This window comes from Paraburkholderia hayleyella (assembly GCF_009455685.1).
Lineage (GTDB): Bacteria > Pseudomonadota > Gammaproteobacteria > Burkholderiales > Burkholderiaceae > Paraburkholderia > Paraburkholderia hayleyella.
In genome coordinates this window covers 2,305,340-2,328,714 of the sequence record NZ_QPES01000001.1, presented here as the reverse complement: position 1 = coordinate 2,328,714, position 23,375 = coordinate 2,305,340, and the positions used below count along the sequence as shown (strand labels likewise).

General features: G+C 61.5%; 11 protein-coding genes. 6 read left to right on the top strand and 5 right to left on the bottom strand.

Going from position 1 to position 23,375, the window contains the following annotated elements; all coding sequences use genetic code 11:
* Positions 1 to 235 precede the first annotated feature (235 nt).
* From GH657_RS10285 to yoaA, 3 genes are all read left to right on the top strand, one after another.
* The gene (locus tag GH657_RS10285; RefSeq protein WP_246174053.1) at positions 236 to 1,099 is read left to right on the top strand and encodes a hypothetical protein; all 864 of its coding nucleotides are present in this window, start codon (positions 236 to 238) and stop codon (positions 1,097 to 1,099) included.
* Positions 1,100 to 1,195: 96 nt separating this feature from the next.
* Entirely contained in the window at positions 1,196 to 1,414 is a 219-nt protein-coding gene (locus tag GH657_RS10280; protein WP_153100672.1) for a DUF465 domain-containing protein, read from the top strand.
* A 107-nt stretch (positions 1,415 to 1,521) separates the two neighbouring features.
* Complete coding sequence (yoaA, locus tag GH657_RS10275) at positions 1,522 to 3,762, top strand: DNA repair helicase YoaA (protein WP_153100671.1); 2,241 nt, start codon at positions 1,522 to 1,524, stop codon at positions 3,760 to 3,762.
* Between the two features lie 173 nt (positions 3,763 to 3,935).
* Here the strand turns inward: yoaA and GH657_RS10270 are convergent, their stop codons facing one another.
* Entirely contained in the window at positions 3,936 to 4,205 is a 270-nt protein-coding gene (locus GH657_RS10270; RefSeq protein WP_174769927.1) for a hypothetical protein, read from the bottom strand.
* Positions 4,206 to 4,433: 228 nt separating this feature from the next.
* Entirely contained in the window at positions 4,434 to 5,663 is a 1,230-nt protein-coding gene (locus GH657_RS10265) for a JmjC domain-containing protein (protein WP_153100669.1), read from the bottom strand.
* A 33-nt stretch (positions 5,664 to 5,696) separates the two neighbouring features.
* Here GH657_RS10265 and GH657_RS10260 point away from each other — a divergent pair, with 33 nt between their 5' ends.
* Positions 5,697 to 6,272, top strand: coding sequence for an FKBP-type peptidyl-prolyl cis-trans isomerase (locus tag GH657_RS10260; RefSeq protein ID WP_153100668.1), 576 nt, complete (start codon positions 5,697 to 5,699; stop codon positions 6,270 to 6,272).
* A gap of 81 nt (positions 6,273 to 6,353) precedes the next feature.
* Here GH657_RS10260 and GH657_RS10255 read toward each other — a convergent pair whose 3' ends face one another.
* From GH657_RS10255 to GH657_RS10245, 3 genes are all read right to left on the bottom strand, one after another.
* On the bottom strand, positions 6,354 to 7,589 hold the full coding sequence (locus GH657_RS10255; RefSeq protein WP_153100667.1) for a hypothetical protein: 1,236 nt from the start codon (positions 7,587 to 7,589) through the stop codon (positions 6,354 to 6,356).
* A gap of 58 nt (positions 7,590 to 7,647) precedes the next feature.
* Positions 7,648 to 10,359 (bottom strand): DNA mismatch repair protein MutS, encoded by a 2,712-nt coding sequence (gene mutS / locus GH657_RS10250; RefSeq protein WP_153100666.1) that lies wholly within the window; start codon positions 10,357 to 10,359, stop codon positions 7,648 to 7,650.
* A 468-nt stretch (positions 10,360 to 10,827) separates the two neighbouring features.
* On the bottom strand, positions 10,828 to 11,373 hold the full coding sequence (locus tag GH657_RS10245) for a hypothetical protein (protein WP_153100665.1): 546 nt from the start codon (positions 11,371 to 11,373) through the stop codon (positions 10,828 to 10,830).
* A gap of 920 nt (positions 11,374 to 12,293) precedes the next feature.
* Here GH657_RS10245 and GH657_RS10240 point away from each other — a divergent pair.
* Entirely contained in the window at positions 12,294 to 21,983 is a 9,690-nt protein-coding gene (locus GH657_RS10240; protein WP_153100664.1) for an autotransporter-associated beta strand repeat-containing protein, read from the top strand.
* On the top strand, positions 21,926 to 23,272 hold the full coding sequence (locus tag GH657_RS10235; protein ID WP_153100663.1) for an autotransporter outer membrane beta-barrel domain-containing protein: 1,347 nt from the start codon (positions 21,926 to 21,928) through the stop codon (positions 23,270 to 23,272). Before GH657_RS10240 ends, GH657_RS10235 begins: the two co-directional genes overlap by 58 nt.
* Positions 23,273 to 23,375: the final 103 nt, after the last annotated feature.

Genomic DNA, 23,375 nt, shown 5'->3' with positions numbered 1-23,375 from the left:
AAGGTCTAGATGTTCCTGCCGGATTCGATGTGAGACTGGGCAAAACCGGGTTCGCCGCAGCCGGGTTGGAAAGCGGGGCATTTTGCCATAAATGCCTGGTGCCTCAGGCTCCCGATGATAGAATTTCGCGCATGTCCGGCTGCCATCTGTGATGACGTCGGCCACTTGGCCGCCGGCGCCTTTTATTCACGTCTTCCTTGCCTTCTCCATCAAGTTGCCCACTTTTCGTTCTCTATTGATTGACCTCGCCGGCGTGGCCGTGGCGGTATCGCTTGGCGTACCGTCGCTGGCGGCGGCGCAAGACTATCCGGCATCGCCAGGGGCGGCATCGGATGCCGCTCCGATCCGCGCTGATGTGGCAAGTGCTGCAAGTGCCGGAGATACCGCGGAAGCGGCCGGTGTCGCGGCGGTTTCAACGGAAGGTTTTGCCGAACGCCAGGCCGTGCTGGACCATCGCAGCGAAGAAAACAATTACCGCTATGCGTTGGCGCAGCACAATTGCTACAGCCGGTTTTTTGTCAATTACTGCCTGAACAAGGCACGTGCTGCAATGCGCGTTGTGCAGGCCGATGTGCGCAAGGAGCAACTGGCGCTGGACGATGAACAGCGCGTGGCGCGGGCGACTCAACGCGATGAGCAGACCGCGCTCAAGCGGGCGCAAAACGAAAAGGAAGCCCCGCAGCGTGCAGCCGATGCGGCTCGCAATGCTCAGGCCTTTGAAGACAAGCAGCGCCAGCATGCGCTGGATGAGGCGCAACGCAATGCGGAGGCGCCGCAGCGCGCCGCGAACGAGCAGGCGTTTCAGGAAAAGCAGCGTCAGCATGCGCTGGATCAGGCGCAACGTGGCATCAGCGCGCCACTCAGCGAAGCGAACCAGAAGGCTTACGACCAGAAACAGACGGATTTCCAGCGCAAACTGGATGCCGCACGCCGTGAAGGTGCGCAAAAGGCCCAGGAGCGAGTGCAAAACGAACAACGTTTTCAGAAAAAGCAGGTTGACGCGGCGCGGCATAAAGCCGATGTCGAAGCACGTCAGAAGCAGGCCGCCGAAAAGGCGCAGCAAAAGCAGCAGGAGCAACAGCAACAGCAAATGCAGTAGCAGTCAGGCCAGTAACGCGTTTTTAGCCGATCAGCGACTTCGGGCGAAGTGGCTGAACAGACCAGATTCAGGCCACTTCGGACAGAGGAGGCGAGTATGCGCGATCAGCACCATGCCATCAGTGCGGAAGCTTTACGTGACCGTGTTTTGCAACTGGAGTTCGAGCATAGCGAGCTCGACAGGTTGATCGACAAGATGTCGGATGAGTCTGGCGTCGAGGATCTGGAGCTGCAGCGTTTGAAAAAACGCAAACTGAAGGTTAAAGACACCATCATATTGCTGCAATTGCAGCTTGAACCGGACAAGCGCGTTTAAACCCGTGTTCCAGAGATTTCCAGGGATTTGAAGCGTTTCCTGGGTATTGGAACAAAAAAGCGGGGACAAAAAGCGAATGCGTGCCGGATTTGCAGGAATTGTTTGCCTTGAATTCATCGCGTGTTTCTACTTCCCCGGTATCGCGGGACGATTCGGCCCAGGCTCATGGCGGCCGTGCTGATGGCGTGGGCGCGCCGGTGTTGGGCGCGCAGCGTAGCCACGAACTCGAGCATATTTTTTCGGCGGACGGCCTTCTGGCAAGCCAGATTGACGGCTATCGGCCACGTGCTGCGCAGATCGACATGGCTCGGGCGGTGGCTGCGGCCATGGAAGCCTCTAGCCGGGCGTTGCCCGAGCCCGCGATGTTCGATTCGGCACGTCCTGCACGCCGCCTGCCACCTTCTAGTGCCTTGCCTGGCACAACGGACCCGGCACCCGCCGGGCTGGCGCCGGGTGCGTCTGAGGGTGGCGAAAATACGTTGATTGTCGAAGCGGGGACCGGCACAGGCAAGACCTACGCTTATCTCGTGCCTGCGATGCTATGGGGCGGGAAAGTCATCGTTTCGACCGGGACCAAGCATTTGCAGGATCAGCTATTTCAGCGCGATATCCCCACTGTGCGCGACGCCTTGGCTGTGCCGGTTTCGGTGGCGATGCTCAAGGGCCGCGCGAATTATCTGTGTCACTACTACTTGCAGCGCACGGCGGATAACGGCCGCTTGCCGTCGCGCCAGGAAACCGCTCATCTGCAGGAAATTATCCGTTTTGCGAAGATCACGCGCACCGGTGACAAGGCCGAGTTGGCGAGCGTGCCGGAAACGGCGGCGGTCTGGCCGATGGTGACCTCGACGCGCGAGAACTGTCTGGGCCAGGAATGTGCGCATTACAAAGACTGTTTCGTGATGCAGGCGCGTAAGGAAGCGCAGCAGGCGGACATCGTGGTGGTCAATCACCATCTGTTTTTCGCTGACATCATGCTGCGCGATACCGGAATGGCCGAATTGCTGCCTACCGCCAACACCGTTATCTTCGATGAAGCCCATCAGTTACCCGAAACAGCCACGCTGTTTTTCGGCGAAACGTTATCCACGGCGCAGTTTCTCGAACTCGCCCGCGATTGCGTCGCGGAGGGCCTGAGTCATGCACGTGACGCGGCCGACTGGGCCAAACTGAGCGGTGCGCTTGAGCGTGCGGCGCGTGATGTGCGCCTCGCGTTTCGTGAGGATTCGGTTCGGCTTTCGCTGGCGCAACTGCCGGGTGACCATGCGCTTTTCCCTGCGCTAGCGGCGCTGGAGCGCGAGCTTGATACGCTGGCGGCCATGCTGGGCAGCCAGGCCGAGCGGGCTGAATCCCTTGGCGCCTGTCTGCGGCGCGCGCGCGAGCTGCAAGCTGTGCTGGTGGGCTGGACGGTGCCCGTCTCCGCTATCGGGCGTAGTGCCGCGGCAGAGGAAGCCTCTGACAGCACAGATGCCACTGAAAAAGTGCGCTGGATTGAAGTGTTTTCGCAAACGGTGCAACTGCACGAAACTCCGCTGTCAGTGGCGCCGATCTTTGCGAAGCAGCGCGCGGGTGTGCCAAGGGCGTGGATCTTCACGTCGGCGACCTTATCGGTGCGAGGTGACTTTACGCACTATGCGGCGCAAATGGGTTTGAATGTGCGGCGCTCCATGACGCTGCCAAGCCCGTTTGATTACGCGTCTCAAGGTTTGCTGTACGTGCCGCGTAACTTGCCACAACCCTCATCACCCTTGTTCACCGACGCCGTGTTCGATGCGGCGCTCCCGGCCATCGAGGCCTCCGGCGGGGGGGTGTTCATGTTATGTACGACGCTGCGGGCGGTTGACCGGATTGCAGCGAAACTACGTGACACGATCGAGGCGCGTGGCTGGGGCTATCCGTTGCTGGTGCAAGGCGATGCTAGCCGGACTGAACTACTCGAGCGTTTTCGCGCGTATGGCAATGCCATTCTGGTTGGCAGCCAGAGCTTCTGGGAAGGGGTTGATGTGCGCGGGGATGCCTTGTCGCTGGTGGTCATCGACAAGCTGCCGTTTGCGCCGCCTGATGACCCGGTGTTATCGGCGCGGCTGGATGCCTTAACCAAAAAAGGGTTAAGTCCGTTTGCCGTGCATCAGTTGCCACAAGCGGTGATTACACTCAAGCAAGGCGCTGGGCGCCTGATTCGTGCCGAGACGGACCGGGGCGTGCTGATGATTTGCGATACCCGTCTGGTCGACAAACCCTATGGCCGCCGGATCTGGCAAAGCCTGCCGCCATTTCGGCGAACCCGCGAAATCGACACTGTCCAGGCATTTTTCGCCGAAGCTGAAGTGGTGACGCCACTTGCTTAAAAAAACTGGAAAGATGTCCGGCAAATAAAAAAGCCAAAACCGAAAAAACCAAAACCAGAAAGCAAAACGCCACGGGTTTAAAACCGTGGCGTTTTGCTTTTTCGCCTGAAAGGCCAATTGGCCTTTCGATACCGCTATCGCCCGAAGGCAATAGCAATAGCTCAAGCGAAAGCTTACTGGCTTGCGCCCGTAGCGGCAGCGGCAGCGTTCGATGCAGCAGCAGCAGCGTCCGAAGCAGCAGCAGTAGCCGAAGCGACAACATCGCTCGCAGCAGCAGCAGCGTTTGAAACAGCAGCGGATACATCTGAAGCAGCTGCAGCAGCTGCTGAAGCAGCCGTTGCTGCGGCATCGCTAGCAGCAACAGCTGCCTGATCGCTGCTCTTGTTGCATGCAGCCAGTGCGACGGCTGCCAACAGGGAAGCTACGAGGAGGGATTTCTTCATGATCACGTCCTTTTATGGTTAAAGGTAAGCAACAGCGCAAAATATTACCGGTAATGTGCTCCAACACCGACCTGGGCCGCTGGTGGAGATGCACTTCAGAGCGTGAATCTTTCCTACGGCTTGGGCGGGAATTATAGGCACTTTCGTTCTGACCGTCGATAAATCCGGGGTCAATACGTTGTCTTTCCCATACAAAATTTGACAGTACGGAAAGATACACGAACGAGACTAAGCGTGGGCGCCAATCTGGATCCAGCCCGCACAATACCACTCGTGCAGTAGTGCTGTCACCGACGAATCGCTTGAGAGTGTTAAAAAGCGTGCCGCTGTGAGATAGCGCTTGTCCGCTAGCTCGGGTAACCACTTCTTCAGGCCAGACACACGATTTTCTTCTCCATTGAGAAAATACGACCGGTTGTCGTAAAGCAAAAGGGTTTTTCGGTCGAGCCGGAGGCCGGAGATTAATGCGCGCCGAATAAAGCGCATTTCGTCGAGCGGCCGCTGCGGCGGCTCAAATACCACATGAGGTTTCGGTTCGCTGAAATGGGTACCCAGAAAAGACGCAACATGACGTGAGTTCCATGTTGCCTTGGCAAGAATAGCTTCAACCCGTTCAACCAGTGCATCCGGCAACTGGGCGGGATGCTGCACGGCAGTTTGCTGGGGGTCACGGTAACGTGCCGCCGATGAACGTGCCGAGAGTTCACCGCGTTCAGCCAGGTAGTAGAGAAACTGCGTGGTCAGCTCGTCCGCCGAAGGCGCGCGAAAGCCAATGGAACAGGTCATGCACTCGCCTTCGGCGACACCATCGTGAGCGATATGAGGCGGCAAATACAGCATGTCGCCGGGTTCGAGCAGCCATTCCTCATCGGGCTCGAAATGCTGCAGTACTTTTAGCGGCAGATCGGCTCGCAGCGACAAATCGCGTTGCGCGCCAATACGCCAGCGGCGCTTGCCGTGCACTTGCAGCAAAAACACATCATACGAGTCGAAATGCGCTCCTACGCCACCGCCATCGGTTGCGTAAGACATCATCAGATCATCGAGCCGCACATCGGGCACAAAGCGAAACCGCTCAAGCAGGGCGCGGGCACAGTCGTTGTGCAGGTCGACCCCCTGGACGAGCAGGGTCCATGCGCGCTGCCGCACAGACGGGAGGTCCCCCGCGGCAAACGGACCCTGTTGCATCTGCCATTTGTGGCGAAAGTGCGTGACAAGCCGGGCTTCGGCGTCCTCGCCAGCCATCTCGAACAGCGCATCGCGGGACACGGGAGGTGTCACGCCGGGAATCGCCTGGCGCACGAGCAAGGGCTTTTTTTGCCAGTACTGGCGCATGAACTGGGCCGGTGTCAGATTGCCGAGAAGGGCCGTCGGGATATCGGGAGCAGGAGGCTGAGGCGGCACTGAAATTTGGCTTAAGCCAGGGCCGGTTGTATGCGCTTGGGGCCGCTTGGGCATCGTATAATTGAACTCTGTATTCTGGAGAATCGAATGAAAATAGCAAAGAACACCGTCAAAATAGCAAAGAACACAGTCGTGTCAGTCGCTTATAAGCTTTCGGATGCGCAGGGCAATCTGATTGAGGAAAGCGACGAGCCGATGGTTTATCTGCACGGCGGCTATGATGGCACGTTCCCCAAGATCGAGGAAGAACTCGACGGCCGTGAGTCGGGCTTCGAAACCCAGATTCAGCTCGAACCGCAAGATGCTTTTGGCGAATATGATCCAGAGCTCGTCAAGATCGAGCCGCGTAGCCGCTTCCCCGAGCCGCTCGAAGTGGGCATGCAGTTTGAAGGCACGCCAGAAGAAGGCGACGAAGACCTGGATTCCCTCATCTACACGGTGACAGAAGTCACAGAAGACAAAGTCGTGCTGGATGGCAATCATCCGCTGGCGGGCATGGCCTTGCGGTTTTCGCTGGTTGTTCAGGAAGTGCGGCTTGCCACGCAAGATGAAATCGAGCAGGAACATCCCCACGGCGTCGATGGCATCGAAATTCCCGGTGAAGACGACGAGACGGATGGCGTCAATGGCGCACCGGGCAAATCAGGTCCTACCTTGCATTAATCCTTCTGCAATTCTGCAATCGCGTTCTGCGATTGTTCTGTATTCAGCAATTGTTTTGCTCAAGCCACGCGGTTGTCCGGGTCAGGGCAGGTTTGTTTCCTGCTCTTGCCAGTCGTGTTCGTTATGTTCCTGGTGTCTGTTGTGCCACGTGGGGCCCGGCTCCTGGACGGGCTCCGACTCCGGTTCCGGCAGAATCGGTGGCATGTCGGGCCGTGGCGCTGACGGCGCTGGATGCGGCACGGGCACCGGCGGCCTCGCGTTTTCATGACGCTCATCCGCTGTTGCGGGTGGCGCTTGTACGGGCAGCAGTGGCATGTGTTTCGGCACAGTGTGCATGCTGACTTTAAATGGCGGATGACGTGCCATGTCAGCATCAATCTGAAGCCACTGGTTGAGCCGGTCTTCTGGCGCGAAGGTGATCCGCGTCAGGTTCGGCACGATGAGGCCCTTGTCATTGTGTAGCGGCCGATTAATCGAAAACCCTCCGCGCATGGGGCTCACATCAGGGTGAATCAGCACAACCGGGCCACGGAACGTTTGCGCCAGCTTGAGCAGATTCCGTTTGAATTCCAGATAGCCATCCCGTCGTGGATACGCTGTAAAACGTAGCCACCTGAAATGCTCAGGCCGCTCATAGCGTTCGAAGTTAGGGTTGCCCTGAATCAGCACGACGATGGCGCTGGCTGCCCGCCGCTTTGCATATTCGGCGGCGTGCGCGAGCCAGAAGCCGTTAGCGATGGTTCTGTCCTCGAATTCGCCATTGCGTCCACCCGCGTTGAGGTAATGATTATTTGCGCCGGACACATTCAAACTAATAAATACCGTATTGCCAACCAGCCAGCGCACATTTTCACGGTAGGGCCGAAAACGGGAGATTTCACTTTCGCGTCTTAACGGAAGCGGGTTTTGGCCCATCGAGCTCGCGCTGGCAAAAAGCGTCTGCCGCAGTAAATCCAGACGCTCGACCGGATCGAAGCCGCCTGCACCCGCCTTGCCGCAGTCAATCCAGTCATGCGGGCCCGGCACAAAAATCAAGGCGGGCCGGGCGGCTTCGAGGATCGCCTGGCGACGTTCGTAAAGCGTGTCCTGACACGCTTCCCGGGCACTTTTCAGGTTGCCGTCATACACGATGAATGACACGGCTGGATCGTGGCCAATGGCACTGAGCATGCGTTGCGTCGGGGCTTCGTCGGCCGGGCTTTGCAACGTGTCGGCGATGACCGCGAAGGTATAGCGTGCGTCAGGCGCCGGTTGTGAGGGATGCACCTGGCGTGCCAGGGTGGGCGGCACGGCAGCCCAATACAGGGCCGCCGCCATGAGCAACAGGCCAGGCCGAGGCTGTCGCGGCAGCCACGATAGCCATTGAGGCCGCAAGCTAGTGGCCCACATCCGCGGCATGGGCCTGTTCGTGCAATTCATAGAGCAGGTCAAGCGCATCTTTGGCGCGCAGCTCATTGGGATCGAGGGTGCGCAGCCGTTCGACGAGCGCCTGGGCTGCCAGGGAGGCGGATTCTAGAGGAGGGGGGGGATGGCCGGAGGGCGTATCGTCCATATTGTCTGAATCGTCCGTAGCCACTGCCGGCGCCAGGGCAAAGAGATCGAGTTGCGGGGTTGGCCGCATCGCGGATTGCTGTTCCAGATGCGCCAGATGCTTTCGTGCCGCGCGGATCACGGCGGCGGGCACGCCGGCCAGTTGCGCGACCTGCAAGCCATAGCTCTGGTTTGCCGGGCCTTCGCTGACCGCGTGCAAGAACACAATGCCATGATCATGTTCGACGGCCGAAAGATGCACGTTCGCGGCCTGAGGAAACTCGGCAGGCAGTTGGGTCAGTTCGAAATAATGGGTGGCGAAGAGCGAATGGCAGCCGTTCTGGTTCAGCAGGTGGCGCGCGATCGCCCATGCGAGGGCGAGGCCATCGAAAGTTGAGGTGCCACGGCCAATTTCGTCCATTAACACCAGGCTTTGCGGCGTTGCCTCGTTGAGGATCGCGGCGGCTTCCGTCATTTCCACCATGAAGGTCGAGCGGCCGCCGGCCAGATCATCCGCGGCGCCAATGCGGGTGAAGATCCGGTCAATCGGGCCGAATGCCGCCCGCCTGGCAGGCACGTAACTGCCGACATAAGCCAGTAAGGCGATCAGCGCGGTTTGCCGCATGAACGTGGATTTGCCCCCCATGTTGGGGCCGGTCACCAGCAACAGTTTGCGTTCGGCGTTGAGCGTGCAATCGTTGGCGATGAACTGCTCGACCTGGGCTTCGACGACCGGATGCCGCCCCTGTTCGATCTCAATACCCGCGTTAGCGGCAAAGACCGGCGCGATCCAGTCCAGCGCGCGGGCGCGCTCGGCAAAGCTGGCCAGCAAATCGAGTTCGGCGAGCGCCGCCGCGACGCGCTGGCAATCGGCAATAAACGGCAGGAGCGCTTGCAGTAGCGCGTCATAGAGCGCGCGTTCGCGGGCCAGGGCCCGTTCCTGGGCGGAGAGCGCTTTGTCTTCGAAGGTCTTGAGTTCGGGGGTGATATAGCGTTCGGCGTTTTTTAAGGTCTGACGTCGCCGGTAGTGCTCGGGCACCTTGTCGGTCTGGCCGCGCGTGACTTCAATATAAAAGCCATGCACCTTGTTGTATTCGACGCGCAAATTGCTGATACCGGTCCGCTCGCGCTCGCGGGTTTCGAGATCAAGCAGAAACTGCCCGCAGTTGTCCGACATGTCGCGCAGTTCATCCAGTTCGGCATCGTAGCCGCGTGCAATCACGCCGCCATCGCGCACCATGGCGGCGGGTTCGGCGGCGACGGCGCGAGCCAGCAGTTCGGCGCACGGGACTGGGGGCGCTAAGGCCGCATCGATGCGGATGAGCGCCGCCGCATCGGCCACTAACGCTTGAAGCTGGGTGCGCAATGCGGGCAATGCTGTAAAGGTGTCGCGCAGGCTCGATAAATCGCGGGGCCGCGCCGACAGCAAGGCGAGGCGGCCAGTGATGCGTTCGATATCGGCGATCTGGCGCAAGGCGCTGCGCAAGCCGTCGAGGCCCGCACCGGTAGGCCCATTGAGTAGCGCACCGAGCGCCTGCTGGCGGGCTTGGGCGATGCGGGCATCGCGCGGCGGATGATGCAGCCAGTGACGCAGCAGACGGCTGCCCATCGTGGTGCAACAGGTGTCGAGCAGCGAGCAGAGCGTCGGCGCTTCGGTGCCACGCAGTGTTTCGGTGAGTTCGAGATTGCGCCGGGTAGCGGGATCGAGGCCGATGTATTCGGATTCGTTTTCGACTTTCAGGCTGAGCACATGGCGTAACTGCTGGCCTTGCGTGGCGGCCGCGTATAACAGCAGCGCCCCGGCGGCGCCGTAGGCGCTGGAGAGCGTGTGCGCGCCGAAGCCTTCGAGGCTCGCCACGCCTAGCTGGTCGCGCAGGCGCTGGGCGCCGGTGGCGGGATCGAAATGCCAGACCGGGACCCGCGTCAATGCGCCAAACCCGCTGGGTGGCGACCAGCTAGCGGCTTCAGCGGAGGTATCCGCGACCAGGATTTCCGCGGGCCGGATGCGCTCGAACACCGCGCTGACCTGGTCGGCGGCGACTTCCGCGAGGCGCAACGCGCCGCTAGCCAGATTGAGCCAGGCGAGGCCGATATGAGTGACGACTCCGCGCCGGTTATGTCCCGCGCACACCGCGAGCAGATACACGTCGCGTTTGTCGGATAGCAGTGCGGCATCCGTCAGCGTACCGGGTGTGACGACGCGCATGACCTTGCGCTCGACCGGGCCTTTTGACGTGGCCGGGTCGCCAATTTGCTCGCAGATAGCGACGGATTCGCCGAGCTTGACCAACTTGGCGAGATATTGTTCGACGGCGTGATGGGGAACCCCGGCCATCTTGATCGGGTTGCCACCCGAGGCGCCACGCTGGGTCAGCGTGAGGTCGAGCAGGCGGGCGGCTTTTTCGGCGTCGTCAAAAAACAGCTCATAAAAATCGCCCATACGGTAAAACACCAGCGTGCCGGGGTGCTCCGCCTTGATGCGCAGGTACTGCTGCATCATCGGCGTGTGATGGCTCATGATGTTTGACGCGTTGGGTTGTGCGTGCGTTTCTTCCATTTATCCTTGATCCAGAAAAGCGCGGGGTTTGGGGCGGTTTTTTGTTTGAGCCTGCTACGCAGGGTAGCGCCATTGTCGCTGGGAAAACGCTGGGTGAGCTGCGCAAAAAAGAACGCTAGCCGAACGGCAAGAGCCAGTTGGACTAGCCGGGAGCGCGCGCCAGGGAAGCCCATGCCGGAAACGGCGTTATGGTACCGCAGGCGTTGGGCGATCCCGTGCGAAACCTTTGCCGTGGTGATCTGGAAGGGCGCGCTGGGCGCGTAGGGCCGCTGGGTGTAGGGATCGTTCCAGCGGTTGAGGCTCCGGCTATCAGTTTCCTGTCTGGGAGGACGTTAAAGTCACTGGGGAGATGACCGGTTTGCGAATCGAGCCATAGCGTGTTGCGGAAAATACTTGCCGGCAAGGTTTAAGTCGTCTGCCAGGAATAAAACGTGGCGGCTGAAATATCAGACACCACGCCTTAGTTAATTAAACGTTATTGTCTTTTTTAATATTGATGCTAATGTCCGTTGAATTGTAATTTTGGATCTGGTCATTGTCTTTGATTAACGCTTGATTTTCTGCATCGGGGAGGCGGCAAGCACGAATGATACCGTGCATGCCAGCTATAGTTAGTATGGTGCCAGAAACAAATAGCCCCGCCATGCCTGCAAGAATTGGCTTCTCATTTTCAGTGAGAAAATTTCCGTGAAAAGCAGTGCTTGAACTATCGGGCCCGATCGCTTGTTTCATGTCGTCAACGATAAGCATTGCGGGTATGCCGTCAAGAAAACTTATTGCAATCAGTGCGGCGCCCACTGTCATTGAATAGCCGGCGGCCCTGGGTGACAAGGGGAAAGTTGAACTAATTTTTTTATTTAAACCGGAAAAAAATCCCTGTTTTATGCTGTTGTCTTGATCGTTATCAGAATGGTTGATGGAATTATTTGAAGGATTATTTGATTTATTTTGAATTGGCGTGGAATGTATCATCGAATGGCTCTCATAATAATTAATAATATTGGTCTGCCGCATGTGTTGTGGCATTCATCCATGACCCAACACCGGGCTTGTCGTTAATGCAGGGTGGGACAGTGTTGCGATGCCATAACGATTACGGGTCGTCGTGATTCATAAGGTTCCTCTCGGTGATTAATTGAATTTATTTATCGGACATGCCTTGCATGTGTTATCCCCATCAGGCAGGTCATTGGCGACCCGCCTTATTGAGACATCACTCGCTCAGCTCTCGTCTAGGTAACGCACTCCAACGGAAAGTTCCACGCTTTGCTGGCATGGCCCTTGCCAGAACCCGCCAGCGCTGGAATCGCCCCGCTCAAATCAGCCGGGAGCCTTGACCACAAAGGCTCCTGGCTGAATGGTTTACCCCTGTTCTACCTCTGTTGTGAGCGTGTCTATCGCCGTATCCCAAAAATAATTGCCTAAAACCGGAACGGATTCTGACGCAATGTTACTGAAAGAATATTCAGGCGGCATAGCGTCCGCCTGATACAGCAACCGTTGCTATTCAGACTGCTCAACGGCCTTTGAGTGAATAACAACATGCGTGGGCATGGACATGCCGGTCGAGGATCGAATCATCGTGACCACGGATGCGTTCGTGGTTTGTCAGCATCAATCGGTGGGTGACGCTGCGAGAGCGTGTTCGCGTTTGCCGCGTTTGCCGCATCTGCCGCATCTATTGCGTCTATCGCATCTGTTACCGCCGCGTTTTCCGGCTTCATCCGGCAGGGCCGCGGAGTATCCGCAGCCGCGCCCACACCCGCCATGCCGCGCTCAGACGCGATCTCTGCGCGAAAGTCTTCGCGCATTTCACTCAACACACAACGTATCCGCTGACGGACAGGCTCCGCTTCGCGCCATGACGGCCATTCGTGTCTGCAAACCGAAGCCGTCGATACATCGAACTGAACAAAATTGACGGGCGGGGAACAATGAGCAAGGTCTATCGGGTGGTGTGGAGTGGCGTGCACAACGCGTTTGTGGTGGCTTCCGAGTTGGTGAAAGGACGTGGCCGGGGGCATTCCGAACAACGTGCGCAAAGGCGGGAACGGGGCGCCGCGTCTGGCGTTCGCGGTGCCCAGCCTGGCGCGGGCGGGACCGGCCGCCTTGATGGGCTCGCGCGCGCAAGCTTGTTACGGTCACTCGGTTGGGTGTTTTTCACCGTGGTTTTTTACGCGAGCGGCAGCCCTGTGGCCTGGGCGGCGTGCGTAACGGCCGGTGCAAGTGTGACATGCTCGGGTTCGACGAACGTTTTTAGCAGCGGCACAAACGGCTTGATCGTGTCTGTTCTCCCTTCCGCCACCGTGGGCATCAGTGCGGGATTAGGCGGGACGCCGATGAGCCTGACGGGAGCCAATATCCAGTTTTCCAACCAGGGAACAGTCAGCGCGGCTCTGAGTGGCTCCGCAACGTCTCCCACGACTGCCGTCGTGCTGGGAACGACGTCGCTGCTTGGTCTGAATGTCGTGAGCAATCTGGCGGGCGCTACGATCTCGGGGAGTAACAGCACCACGTATAACCCGACAACCGGCTCGCTATCTTCGTTAGGAGGTCTGGCGCTGGATCTCCGCAATAGCGCAAACGGCACGACCACGATTAGCAATGCGGGCACCCTGAATCTCGTGGCGTTAACCGGTGCGCCGGGAAAGCTGGCTTCGGAGGCGCCGGTCGTTGCCGTCCAGGGCGGCGGCAAGGTCATCATGACCAATGAGGCAACTGGCGTGATCACCGGCCGCGTGGCGTTCGATAAATCGAGCGCAGGCAACACGTTTTTCAATGCCGGGACGATCAACGGCAGCGTCTCCCTGGGAGCGGGCGGTGCCAATACCTTTACTGCGATAACGGGCTCGGTCATTAGTGCGGGGGGCAGCACAGCCAGCGTGCCGCTCACCGGGCTAGCGAGCAATCCTGCCCTTACCTTTGCCGCACCAGGCGTGGTTGATGGCGGTGCCGGAGGCAATAACACGCTGGAGCTGAGCAATAACGGCGACGCGGCGGGCTCATTGTCTGGCTCCGGGAATGTCTCGACCAATACCTACCGGAATTTTTCCCATTTGACGCTCACCAGCGGCACCTGGACGCTCAGTGGTGCGACCGCTTTCATGGATACGGCACTCAACAATGGCGCGCTGGTGATCGCGGGCGGGGCCGGTGCGCTACCCGGTACGATTACCGCGAATGGCGGGGAGCTTCAATCGGGAGAGCCAGGTGGTGTGGACGTGAGCGGCAACGTCATTTTGGGTGCCGGTGGCCTGACCGTGCGGGGAAACTTCCCCTTGACGCTTTCCGGCGTGGTTTCCGGTTCGGGCAGGCTGATGAATGGCGCAGGACAACTGATATTGACGAACAGCAACACCTATTCGGGTACCACTTCCCTGTATAGCGCGATGCTTCGAGTCGGGAGTGATACCGCGCTGGGTACAAGCACGGTCGAGGTGCAGGGCAATTCGAGACTGAGTTCCACGCAAGGCGTGACATTGAACAATCCGATCACCTTGTGGAATGCACCAGACACTCTGGAGGTGTTGGCGAACGATCTCGCTCCGCTCACGCTGAATGGCACCATTACCGGAAATGGGAGGCTGGCCAAAAGTGGCAGCGGCACGCTCACGCTGAATCAGACCAATCTCTATCGCGGCACGACTGAGCTTAAGAACGGTACGTTGCTGCTAGGTAGATCGGGGACGATGGGCTTCGGCGAGCTCATCGTGAGCGGCCCTTCATCGCTTGGCGCTAGGGATGGCTTACCACTGGAACTGAATACCCCGATCTACCTGCAGAACACGCTGACCGCGCTGTCGAGCAGTCCGTTGACGTTGAGCGGCTACATTTCAGGCACGGGGGGGCTGATCAAAAGTGGCAGCGACACGCTCACGCTGAATGGCGCCAATAGTTTTTTTGGCGCAGTGTCTATCGGGTCAGGGAAGCTGGTTGTGGGGAGCGATACCGCACTAGGGATCGGCAACCTGCAAGTGTCGGGCAACGCCATGCTGGATAACAACCGCAACGTGAGCTTGTCCAACCGGATCGTCCTGAATGGCAGCCTCGAGCTCCCGGGTGTCAATGATCTGAGATTGAATGGCCCGATTGTGGCGGGAGGCAGTAGCCACCTGTCAAAAACAGGTAGCGGCACACTCACGCTGAATGGCGACAACAATTATTCTTCCGGCACGTCCTGGAGTAACGGCAAGATCGTGGTGGGATCGTCCACGGCATTCGGCGCCGGCGCAGTCCAGATGTTCGGCACCACGCTCACGCTGGATAGCAGCACGGCCGTGTCGCTCGGCAATCACTTTGTTATGAATCCGGGGGCCTCGCTCAATCTGGGTGGCTCAAACGCTCTGGGCTTGAGCGGCGTGATTAGCGGCGATGGCGGCCTGACCAAAAACGGCGCGTCGAGCGTGACGCTGTCGGGGACCAATATCTACACGGGCTACACCACCATCAACGCGGGCACGCTGGCGCTGAGCAGCAGCGGGTCGCTGGCGAACAGCAGACAGGTGAATCTTGCGGGTGAAACGGCGGTTTTCAGTATCGCCGACAGCCTCATCGGCCAGACCGTGCAGGCGCTAAATGGCGTCAGCGGCAGCCAGGTCTTGCTGGGCAGCCGTGTCTTGACGCTCGATGGTTCCACGATTAACACTTTTTCGGGCGTGGTGAGCGGTGAGGGGGGCAGCCTCATCAAGCAAGGCAGCGGCATACAGAACCTGAATGGCGCGAACACCTATACCGGCGGCACCACCATCAACGAGGGCACGCTGGCGCTGGGCAGCCAAGGCTCGCTGGCGGCGACAGGCTTGGTGAATACCGCTGCTTCGGGGACGGTTTTCAATCTTGCCTCGGCCGGTAACCAGACCATCGGCGGGTTGTTGGGGGTGGCGGGCAGCAGCGTTATTCTGGGGGGCAACACGCTGACGTTGGGGGATGGTTTAGACCGGACCTTCGCGGGTGAGATGAGCGGCACGGGAGGCATCGTCAAACAGGGGGGCGGCACGCAGACGCTGAATGGCGCGAATACCTATACCGGTACCACCACCATCAACGGCGGCACGCTAGCGTTAGGCGCGACGGGCAGTCTCGCCGGGAACAATACGGTGGTCCTCAGCGGGCCGAATGCGACCTTCAGCATTGCTTCCGTCGCTGCAAGTGGCGGCAGCCGGACGATTGGCGGGCTCGATGGCGTGGGAGGCGCTTGGGTAGAGCTGGGCGGCAACACGCTGACGCTGGGCGACACTACGGCCGGTGGCAGCACGCACGATTTTGGCGGCACGATCAACGGCACGGGGGGCATCGTCAAGCAAGGCACAGGCACGCAAACGCTGAGCGGCGCCAACACCTACACCGGTGAAACCACGATCAACGCGGGCACGTTGTCACTTAAGGATGACGGTCGCCTGGCGATGGGCGCGGTGGTGAACGTGGCAGGCAACGGCGCGACCTTCGATATTTCCGCCAGCAGCGGCAAACAGATCGTGAGCGTGCTGAAGGGCGGCGCAGGTAGCGCGGTCACGCTCGGCGACAACACGTTGCAGTTGGGCGATGCGACCCAGCAGGATTTTGCCGGCACGATCAGCGGCAGCGGCGGCATCGACAAGTCGGGGGCAGGCCAGCAAAGGCTGACCGGCGTCAATACTTATACCGGCGACACCACGATCTATAACGGCACGCTGACCTTAAGCGCCAGCGGCCGTCTCGCGCAAAACAGTACCGTGGTCCTGTCGGGGCCCAATGCGGTGTTCGACATCGGGGACAACGGCGCGGGCGCGAACCAGACCATCGGCGGCATGAGCGCCATGGCGGCGGGCAGCCGGGTGGTGCTGGGCGGCAACACGCTGACCTTTGGCGATGCCAATGATCACCCCCTTGGGAGTGTCATCAGCGGTACGGGGGGCATCGTCAAGCAAGGCGCGGGCAAGGACACCGTCTATGCAGCCAACACCTTTACCGGCGAAGTGCGAGTGAACGAGGGCACGCTCGCGCTGAACTGGACGGGCAGCCTGGCCTCCGCGAGCCGGGTCAACGTGGGTGCTGGGGCCACGTTCGATATTTCGGAGACGTATGGCGCTAACCTCACCGCGCTGGCCGGGGCGAGTGGCAGCACCGTTGCGCTCGGCGGGCAGACTCTGACCTTTGGCGATGCGAGTGCGCAAACCTTCAGCGGCGTTATCACGGGCAGCGGCGGCATCATCAAGCAGGGCTCGGGCACGCAAACGCTGGAGGGGGCCAATACCTATACGGGCGGCACCACGGTCAATGTCGGCACGCTGGCGCTGGGCGCAAACGGCAGTCTGGCCGCCACGGGTGGGCTGCGGCTCGCCAACGACCAGACCGTATTCGATATTTCGGCGGCCCACGCCAACCAGACGATCGGGGATCTGGTTACGGCGGTGGGCAGCACGGTTGTCCTGGGCGCCAATACGCTGACATTCGGCGCGGCGTCAGGCGGATATGTCGAGGGTGCGATAAGCGGTACCGGTGGCATCGTCAAGCAAGGGATAAGCCCGACTTACTTGTTCGGGGCGAATACCTATACCGGCGGCACCACGATCAACGAAGGCGAACTGAATGTGATGGGAAGCGGCTCGCTGGCAGCGGGGAGTGCGGTGAACCTGACGGGGGCAAATGCCGCGCTGGTTTTTAACTCAGGCGTGAATCCGGTTCTCGGGTCGCTGAACAGCAGCGTGGCCAGTAGCACGGTATCGCTAGGCTTGACGACACTGACGCTGGGCGACAACGATGACCATAGCTTCGCTGGCATGCTTTACGGCTCGGGCGGTCTGGTCAAAACGGGCAGCGGCACGCAAACGCTAGGCATCTCGACCAATTACAGCGGCAGCACCACGATCAATGACGGCACGCTGGCGGTGGGTTCGGGCGGCAGTTTTCAAGGCGAGGGGGAGGTGAACCTCACAGGCCAGAACGCGAAGTTTGATGTCACGAATGGCAGCACACTCCAGAACGTTGGCGCTTTAAACGGCGTAGCGGGCAGCCAGGTGGTGCTGGGCGCAAACAACCTGGTGCTGGGGCTGGGCAACGCGGGTGATGCGACGTTCGCTGGCGTGATCCGTGGCAGCGGCGGTCTTGTCAAACAAGGTGCGAATACGCAAACGCTGACGGGTGCCAATACCTACACCGGTACGACGGACATCAGCCAGGGCACGCTGGCGCTGGCTGCGGACGGCAGCCTGGATAGGACGGCGGTGCGTTTAGGTGACCTCGGGGGATTCGATATTTCCGCGAGCAATGGCGACCAGAGTATCGGCGGCTTAAGCAGCATTGGGGTGGGGGGCACGGTGGCGCTGGGCGAGCGCACGCTGACACTGAACCTGCTGGCCGACCAGGTTTTCAACGGCACGATTAGCGGCAACGGTGGCGTGATCAAGGAGGGGCGCTATAGCCAGACGTTCGACGGCTACAACACATACACCGGCGACACCTTGATCCGGCAGGGCTCGCTCGTACTAGGCCAGTTCGGACGTTTGTCGAGTAGCGGCAAGGTCTGGGTAGGCACGGGCGCGACACTGGATCTCTCGGCAGGCGGGTATCAGAGCGTCGGTGCGCTCACGGGCGAGACGGGCAGCACGGTGATACTCGGCGCCGATGCGCTGACGCTCGGCGATGACGACGACCATACCTATGACGGCAATATCGCGGGCGCGGGCAGTATCTACAAGATCGGCAGCGGCCGTGAAACGTTGACGGGCAACCATAGTTATACCGGCGGCACCACGATTAACGCGGGAACGCTGGCACTGAGCGGCGAGGGTTCGCTCACCGCGACCGGCATGGTGAATCTCGCAATGGCGGGTGCGGCGTTCGATATTGCTGACAGCCGTGGTGGCCAGACCATTGGCCAGTTGGAGGGGGTGGCGGACAGCCAGATCGTGCTGGGCGCTAACACGCTGAGTTTTGGCCGCGAATATGATGGTTTCTATTCTGGCGTGATCAGTGGCACAGGGAGCATCGTCAAGCAGGGCAGCGGCACGCAAACGCTGGACGGCGCTAACACCTATACCGGCAAAACCACCATCAATAACGGCACGCTGGCGCTGGGCATGACGGGTAGCCTCGCCGCGAACAACACGGTGGACGTCGCCGCGACGGGCGCGACCTTCAGCATCGCCTATAGCGGGGGCGGCCGGACCATCGGCGGGCTCGATGGGGTGGGCGGCGCGCAGGTGAAGCTGGGGGACAACACGCTGACGCTGGGCGACACCACGGCCGGTGGCAGCGCGCACGATTTTGGCGGCACGATCAGCGGCTCGGGGGGCATCGTCAAGCAAGGCGCAGGCACGCAAACGCTGAGCGGCGCCAACACCTACACCGGTGAAACCACGATCAATGAGGGCACGCTGTCACTCGCAGGCGGCGGCAGCCTGGGGAGTGGCGCGGTGGTGAACGTGGCGGGCAACGGCGCGACCTTCGATATTTCCGCCAGCAGCGGCAACCAGACCGTAGGCGTGCTGAAGGGCGGCGCGGGTAGCGCGGTCACGCTCGGCGGCAATACGCTGACGCTGGGCGATGCGAGCAACCAGAGCTTCGACGGCGCGATCAGCGGCACGGGCGGCATCACCAAACAAGGCGGCGGCACGCAGACGCTCAATGGCGCCAACACCTACACCGGCGATACCACCATCAACGAAGGCACGCTGACCCTGGGCGCGAACGGCAGCCTCTCGGGGCAAAGCACGGTGAACCTGGCCGGTGGCGGCGCGGTGTTCGACATCGACAATTACGGCGCGGGCGCGAACCAGACCATCGGCGGCTTGAGCGGCACGGCGGGCAGCCGGGTGGTGCTGGGCGGCAACACGCTGACCTTCGGTGACGGTTATGACCATAACTTCGCCGGTTCGATCGAAGGCACGGGCGGCATCATCAAGCAAGGTGCGGGCAAGGAAACGTTTACCGGCGTCAGCACGTTTACCGGCAACACGCTGATCAAGGACGGCACGCTAGTGGTCGGAGTCGGCGGACGTTTATCCGCGAACAGCACCGTGGTGGTGGGCTCGGGCGCGGTGCTCGATCTGGCGGCAGGCGGGCTGCAAACCATCGGCTCGCTGGTTGGCGAAGAGGGCAGCACGATTGCGCTGGGCGCTAACCAGCTGACGCTGGGCGGCACCGGCGATGAAACCTTCAATGGCGGCATGGCGGGGACGGGCAGCATCGTCAAGGAGGGGAACGACAAACAAATGCTGAATGGCACCAACACCTACACCGGCAGCACCACGATCAACGGCGGCACCCTGGCGCTGGGCGAGAACGGTAGCCTGACGGGCGGCGGCGCGGTGATCCTGGCGAATCAACAGACGATCTTCGATATTTCCGCCAGCAAGACGAACCAGAGCATTGGCGCCTTAAGCGGTGTGGCCGGCAGCAAGGTGGCGCTGGGCGCGAAAACGCTGAGTTTTGGCGATGCCACGGCCCAGCGTTTTGACGGCGTGATCGAGGGCAGTGGCGGCATCGTCAAACAGGGCGCGGGCACGGTGACGCTGAGCGATGCCAGCACCTATACCGGTGGCACCACCATCAAGGAAGGCACGCTCGCGCTCACGGGCAACGGCGCGCTGGCGCAAAACGGAGCGATGAACCTGGCAGGCGATGGCACGCGCTTCGATATGTCGGGCGGCGCGAACCAGACGCTGGGCTCGCTGGCCGGTTCGGCGACGAGCAAGGTGGCGCTCGGCTCGAACACGTTGACGCTCAGCGATGGCGGCAACCAGACCTTCGCTGGGGTGATCGGCGGCAGTGGCGCACTGGTCAAGGACGGCGGCGGCACGCAGACGCTGAGTGGCGCCAATACCTACAGCGGCGGCACGGTGATCAACAACGGCACGCTGGCCCTGGGCGCGGGCGGCAGCCTCGCCGCCACGGGAGCGGTGAATCTGGCTCAGGCCAATGCGAAGTTCGATCTCGCCGCGGCCAGTGGCCCGCAAACCATCGGCGCGCTCTCCGGTGTGGGGCACAGCACGATTGCCCTCGGCGGCAACACGCTGGCCTTTGGCGATGCGAGCGACCAGCACTTCGATGGCGTGATCAGCGGCAGCGGCGGCATCGTGAAGCAGGGCTCAGGCGTCCAGACCCTGAGTGGCGCGAACACCTATACCGGCGGCACCACGGTGCGCAACGGCACGCTGGCACTCGGCGCGGGCGCGAGTTTGGGCGGAGCGGGCGCGCTGAATCTCGAACAGACCGGCACGAAGGTCGACCTGTCGGGCAGCGGCCGCAGCCAGCGCATCGGGGGCTTGAGCGGCGCGGGCGGCAGCCTGCTGGAGCTCGGCGGCAGCACGCTGGCGCTGGGCGATAGCGCGAACACGGAATTCGCCGGGGCGATCAGTGGCAGCGGCGGCCTGGTCAAGGAGGGCAGCGGCACGCAGACCTTGAGCGGCGTGAATACCTACAGCGGTGGTACCACGGTCAACGCGGGCACGCTCGCGCTGAAAGGCGGCGGCCGCCTCGCGGCGGGCAGCGCGCTGAATCTGGCGGCAGCGGGCGCGGGCTTCGATCTCGCGGCGGGCGGCAGCAGTACGCTGGGTGCCCTGGCGGGTGCTCGAGGCAGCACGATCGCACTCGGCAACAACACGCTGACTTTCGGCGACAGCACGAACCAGACCTTTGGCGGCTCGATCAGCGGCAGCGGCGGGCTGGTCAAGCAAGGCAGCGGCACGCAAACGCTGGATGGCGCGAATACCTATTCGGGTGAAGCGACCATCAACGGTGGCACGCTGGCGCTGGGTGCGAACGGGCGGCTGGCGGCAGACAGCACGGTGAACCTGGCGCAAGCCGCTACCGTCTTCGATCTCTCGGGCAGCCAGAGCAGCCAGACACTCGCCCAGCTCAAGGGCGTGGCGGGGACCTCGGTGGCGCTGGGGGCCAATACGCTGACCTTCGGCGACAGCAGCGACCAGCAGTTCGGCGGCTCGATCAGCGGTAGCGGCGGTCTCGTGAAACAGGGCAGCGGCACGCAAACGCTCAAAGGCGCGAACACCTTCACCGGCGATTTGAGCGTCAGCGCGGGCGCGCTGGTGCTGGGCCAGGACGCGAGCCTCGCTTCTATCGGCGCGCTGAGCTTAGGTCAGGCGGCGACGCTGGATGTGGCCTCGGGCCGGATCGGCCGCGTACGTTCGCTGGCGGGGGCGGCGGGCAGCGCACTCGCGCTGGGCGCGAACGCGCTGAGTTTTGGCGACGCCAGCGACCAGCGTTTCGATGGCGCGATCAGCGGCAGCGCGGGCGTGACGAAGGAAGGCAGTGGCACGACCGTCTTCGGCGGGGTTAATTCGTATTCGGGCGCGACCACGGTGAATGCGGGCACGCTGGTGATCGACGGCACGGCGGCGCGTTCGGCCGTGACAGTCAACGATGGCGCCACGCTGGGTGGGGGCGGCACGGTGGGCGCGCTTACCGTGAAAACCGGTGGCACGGCGGCGCCAGGTGCGCCGGCTGCCACGCTCAAGGTAGCGGGCGACGTCAGCTTTGCGCCGGATTCGGTGTATCAGGTCGCGGCCAGCGCGCAGCAAGCGGGCAACCGGATCGACGCGACGGGCACGGCCAGCCTCGCGGGGGCACGGTGCACGTGCTGGCGGCGAGCGGCAACTACGGTTCGAACAGCAAGTACACGATTCTGAGCGCGGCGAGTGGCCTGAGCGGCACCTTTGCCAACGCCACGTCGAACCTCGCGTTTCTCGCCCCGAGCCTCGGTTATGACGCCAATAACGTGTACCTGACGCTGGCGCTAAACGGCACGATATTCCCGGATATCGCGCTCACGCCGAACCAGCGCGCTGTCGCCAGCGGGCTGGCGGCGCTGCCGACCAATAACCCGATCTACACCGCCTTGCTCTCGCTCGATGCCGCCAGCGCACGGCGCGCCTTCGACAGCCTGTCGGGCGAAATCCACGCCAGCGCCCGCAGCGTGATGCTCGACGACAGCCGTTATCTGCGCGATGCCGTGACGGACCGTCTGCGGCAAGCCAGCACACCCGACGCCGATTCACTGGCGGCGCTGAACGCCAGCGCGGCGGCCTGCAAGACGGCTGCGGCTTCGGATCTCGCGGCCAGCGCTGCCTGCAACACCACGCCGTCACGCGTCACGAGTGTCTGGGGCCAAACCTACGGCTCGCAAGGACGTCTCGGCAGCGATGGCAACGCCGCCAGCGTGGACCGCAGCAGCACGGGCTTTATCGTCGGCGCGGATACGGCGCTGAACGAAACCTGGCGGGTTGGGGTGGCCAGCGGCGTTAGCAGCAGCGCGTTCGATACCAGCGCGAACAACGCCTCCAGCACCATCGACAGTTATCACGTGGCGCTGTATGGCGGCGCGCAGCTCGATGACGTGGCATTGCGCATGGGCACGGCGTATTCGTGGAACCGGGTGCAGGTGAACCGCAGCATTAATTTCGGTGACTTCTCGGGCAACCCATCGGCCAATTACGGCGCAGGCACGGCCCAGATCTTCGGTGAAGCGGGCTATGCCACGGCGCTCGGGCCGGTGGCGCTGGAGCCCTTCGCCGGTCTGGCTTATGTGGTGCTGCATACCAACGGCTTTGCCGAAGATGGCGGCGTGAGCGCGCTCACCGGCGACGAAGACACGCAAAACCTGGCGTATTCGACGCTGGGCGTGCGCGCCGCGACCCGCTTCGAACTGGGCAGCCAGACCACGCTGATGCCGCGTGCGATGGTGGGCTGGCGCCATGCGTTTGGCGCTCTTTCGCCGACAGCGCGCATGGCCTTTACCGGCAGCCCGACCACCTTCAGCATCGCGGGCGTGCCGCTGGCGCGCGATAGCGCGGTGGTGGAGCTCGGCGTCGATATCAGCGTCGGCAAAAACGCGACGCTGGGGTTCAGCTATGCCGGCCAGTACGGCAGCGGGTACCGGGATAACGCGATCCAGGGCAGCGTGCTGTGGAAGTTTTAGGGGGCGCTTAAAGCGGGCCTGGGTTCGGACGCTGGGCGTCTGAACCGGGCCGTATCGGTATCGGTATCCGTATCCGTATCCGTATCCGTGGTGGAACTCCCCC

Excerpts from the sequence above, each read along its gene's own strand:
- GH657_RS10280 (WP_153100672.1), top strand. The coding sequence starts at position 1,196 with ATGCGCGATCAGCACCATGCCATCAGTGCGGAAGCTTTACGTGACCGT.
- GH657_RS10270 (WP_174769927.1), bottom strand. The coding sequence starts at position 4,205 with ATGAAGAAATCCCTCCTCGTAGCTTCCCTGTTGGCAGCCGTCGCACTG.
- GH657_RS10265 (WP_153100669.1), bottom strand. The coding sequence starts at position 5,663 with ATGCCCAAGCGGCCCCAAGCGCATACAACCGGCCCTGGCTTAAGCCAA.
- GH657_RS10260 (WP_153100668.1), top strand. The coding sequence starts at position 5,697 with ATGAAAATAGCAAAGAACACCGTCAAAATAGCAAAGAACACAGTCGTG.
- GH657_RS10255 (WP_153100667.1), bottom strand. The coding sequence starts at position 7,589 with ATGGCGGCGGCCCTGTATTGGGCTGCCGTGCCGCCCACCCTGGCACGC.
- mutS (WP_153100666.1), bottom strand. The coding sequence starts at position 10,359 with ATGGAAGAAACGCACGCACAACCCAACGCGTCAAACATCATGAGCCAT.
- GH657_RS10245 (WP_153100665.1), bottom strand. The coding sequence starts at position 11,373 with ATGCGGCAGACCAATATTATTAATTATTATGAGAGCCATTCGATGATA.
- GH657_RS10240 (WP_153100664.1), top strand. The coding sequence starts at position 12,294 with ATGAGCAAGGTCTATCGGGTGGTGTGGAGTGGCGTGCACAACGCGTTT.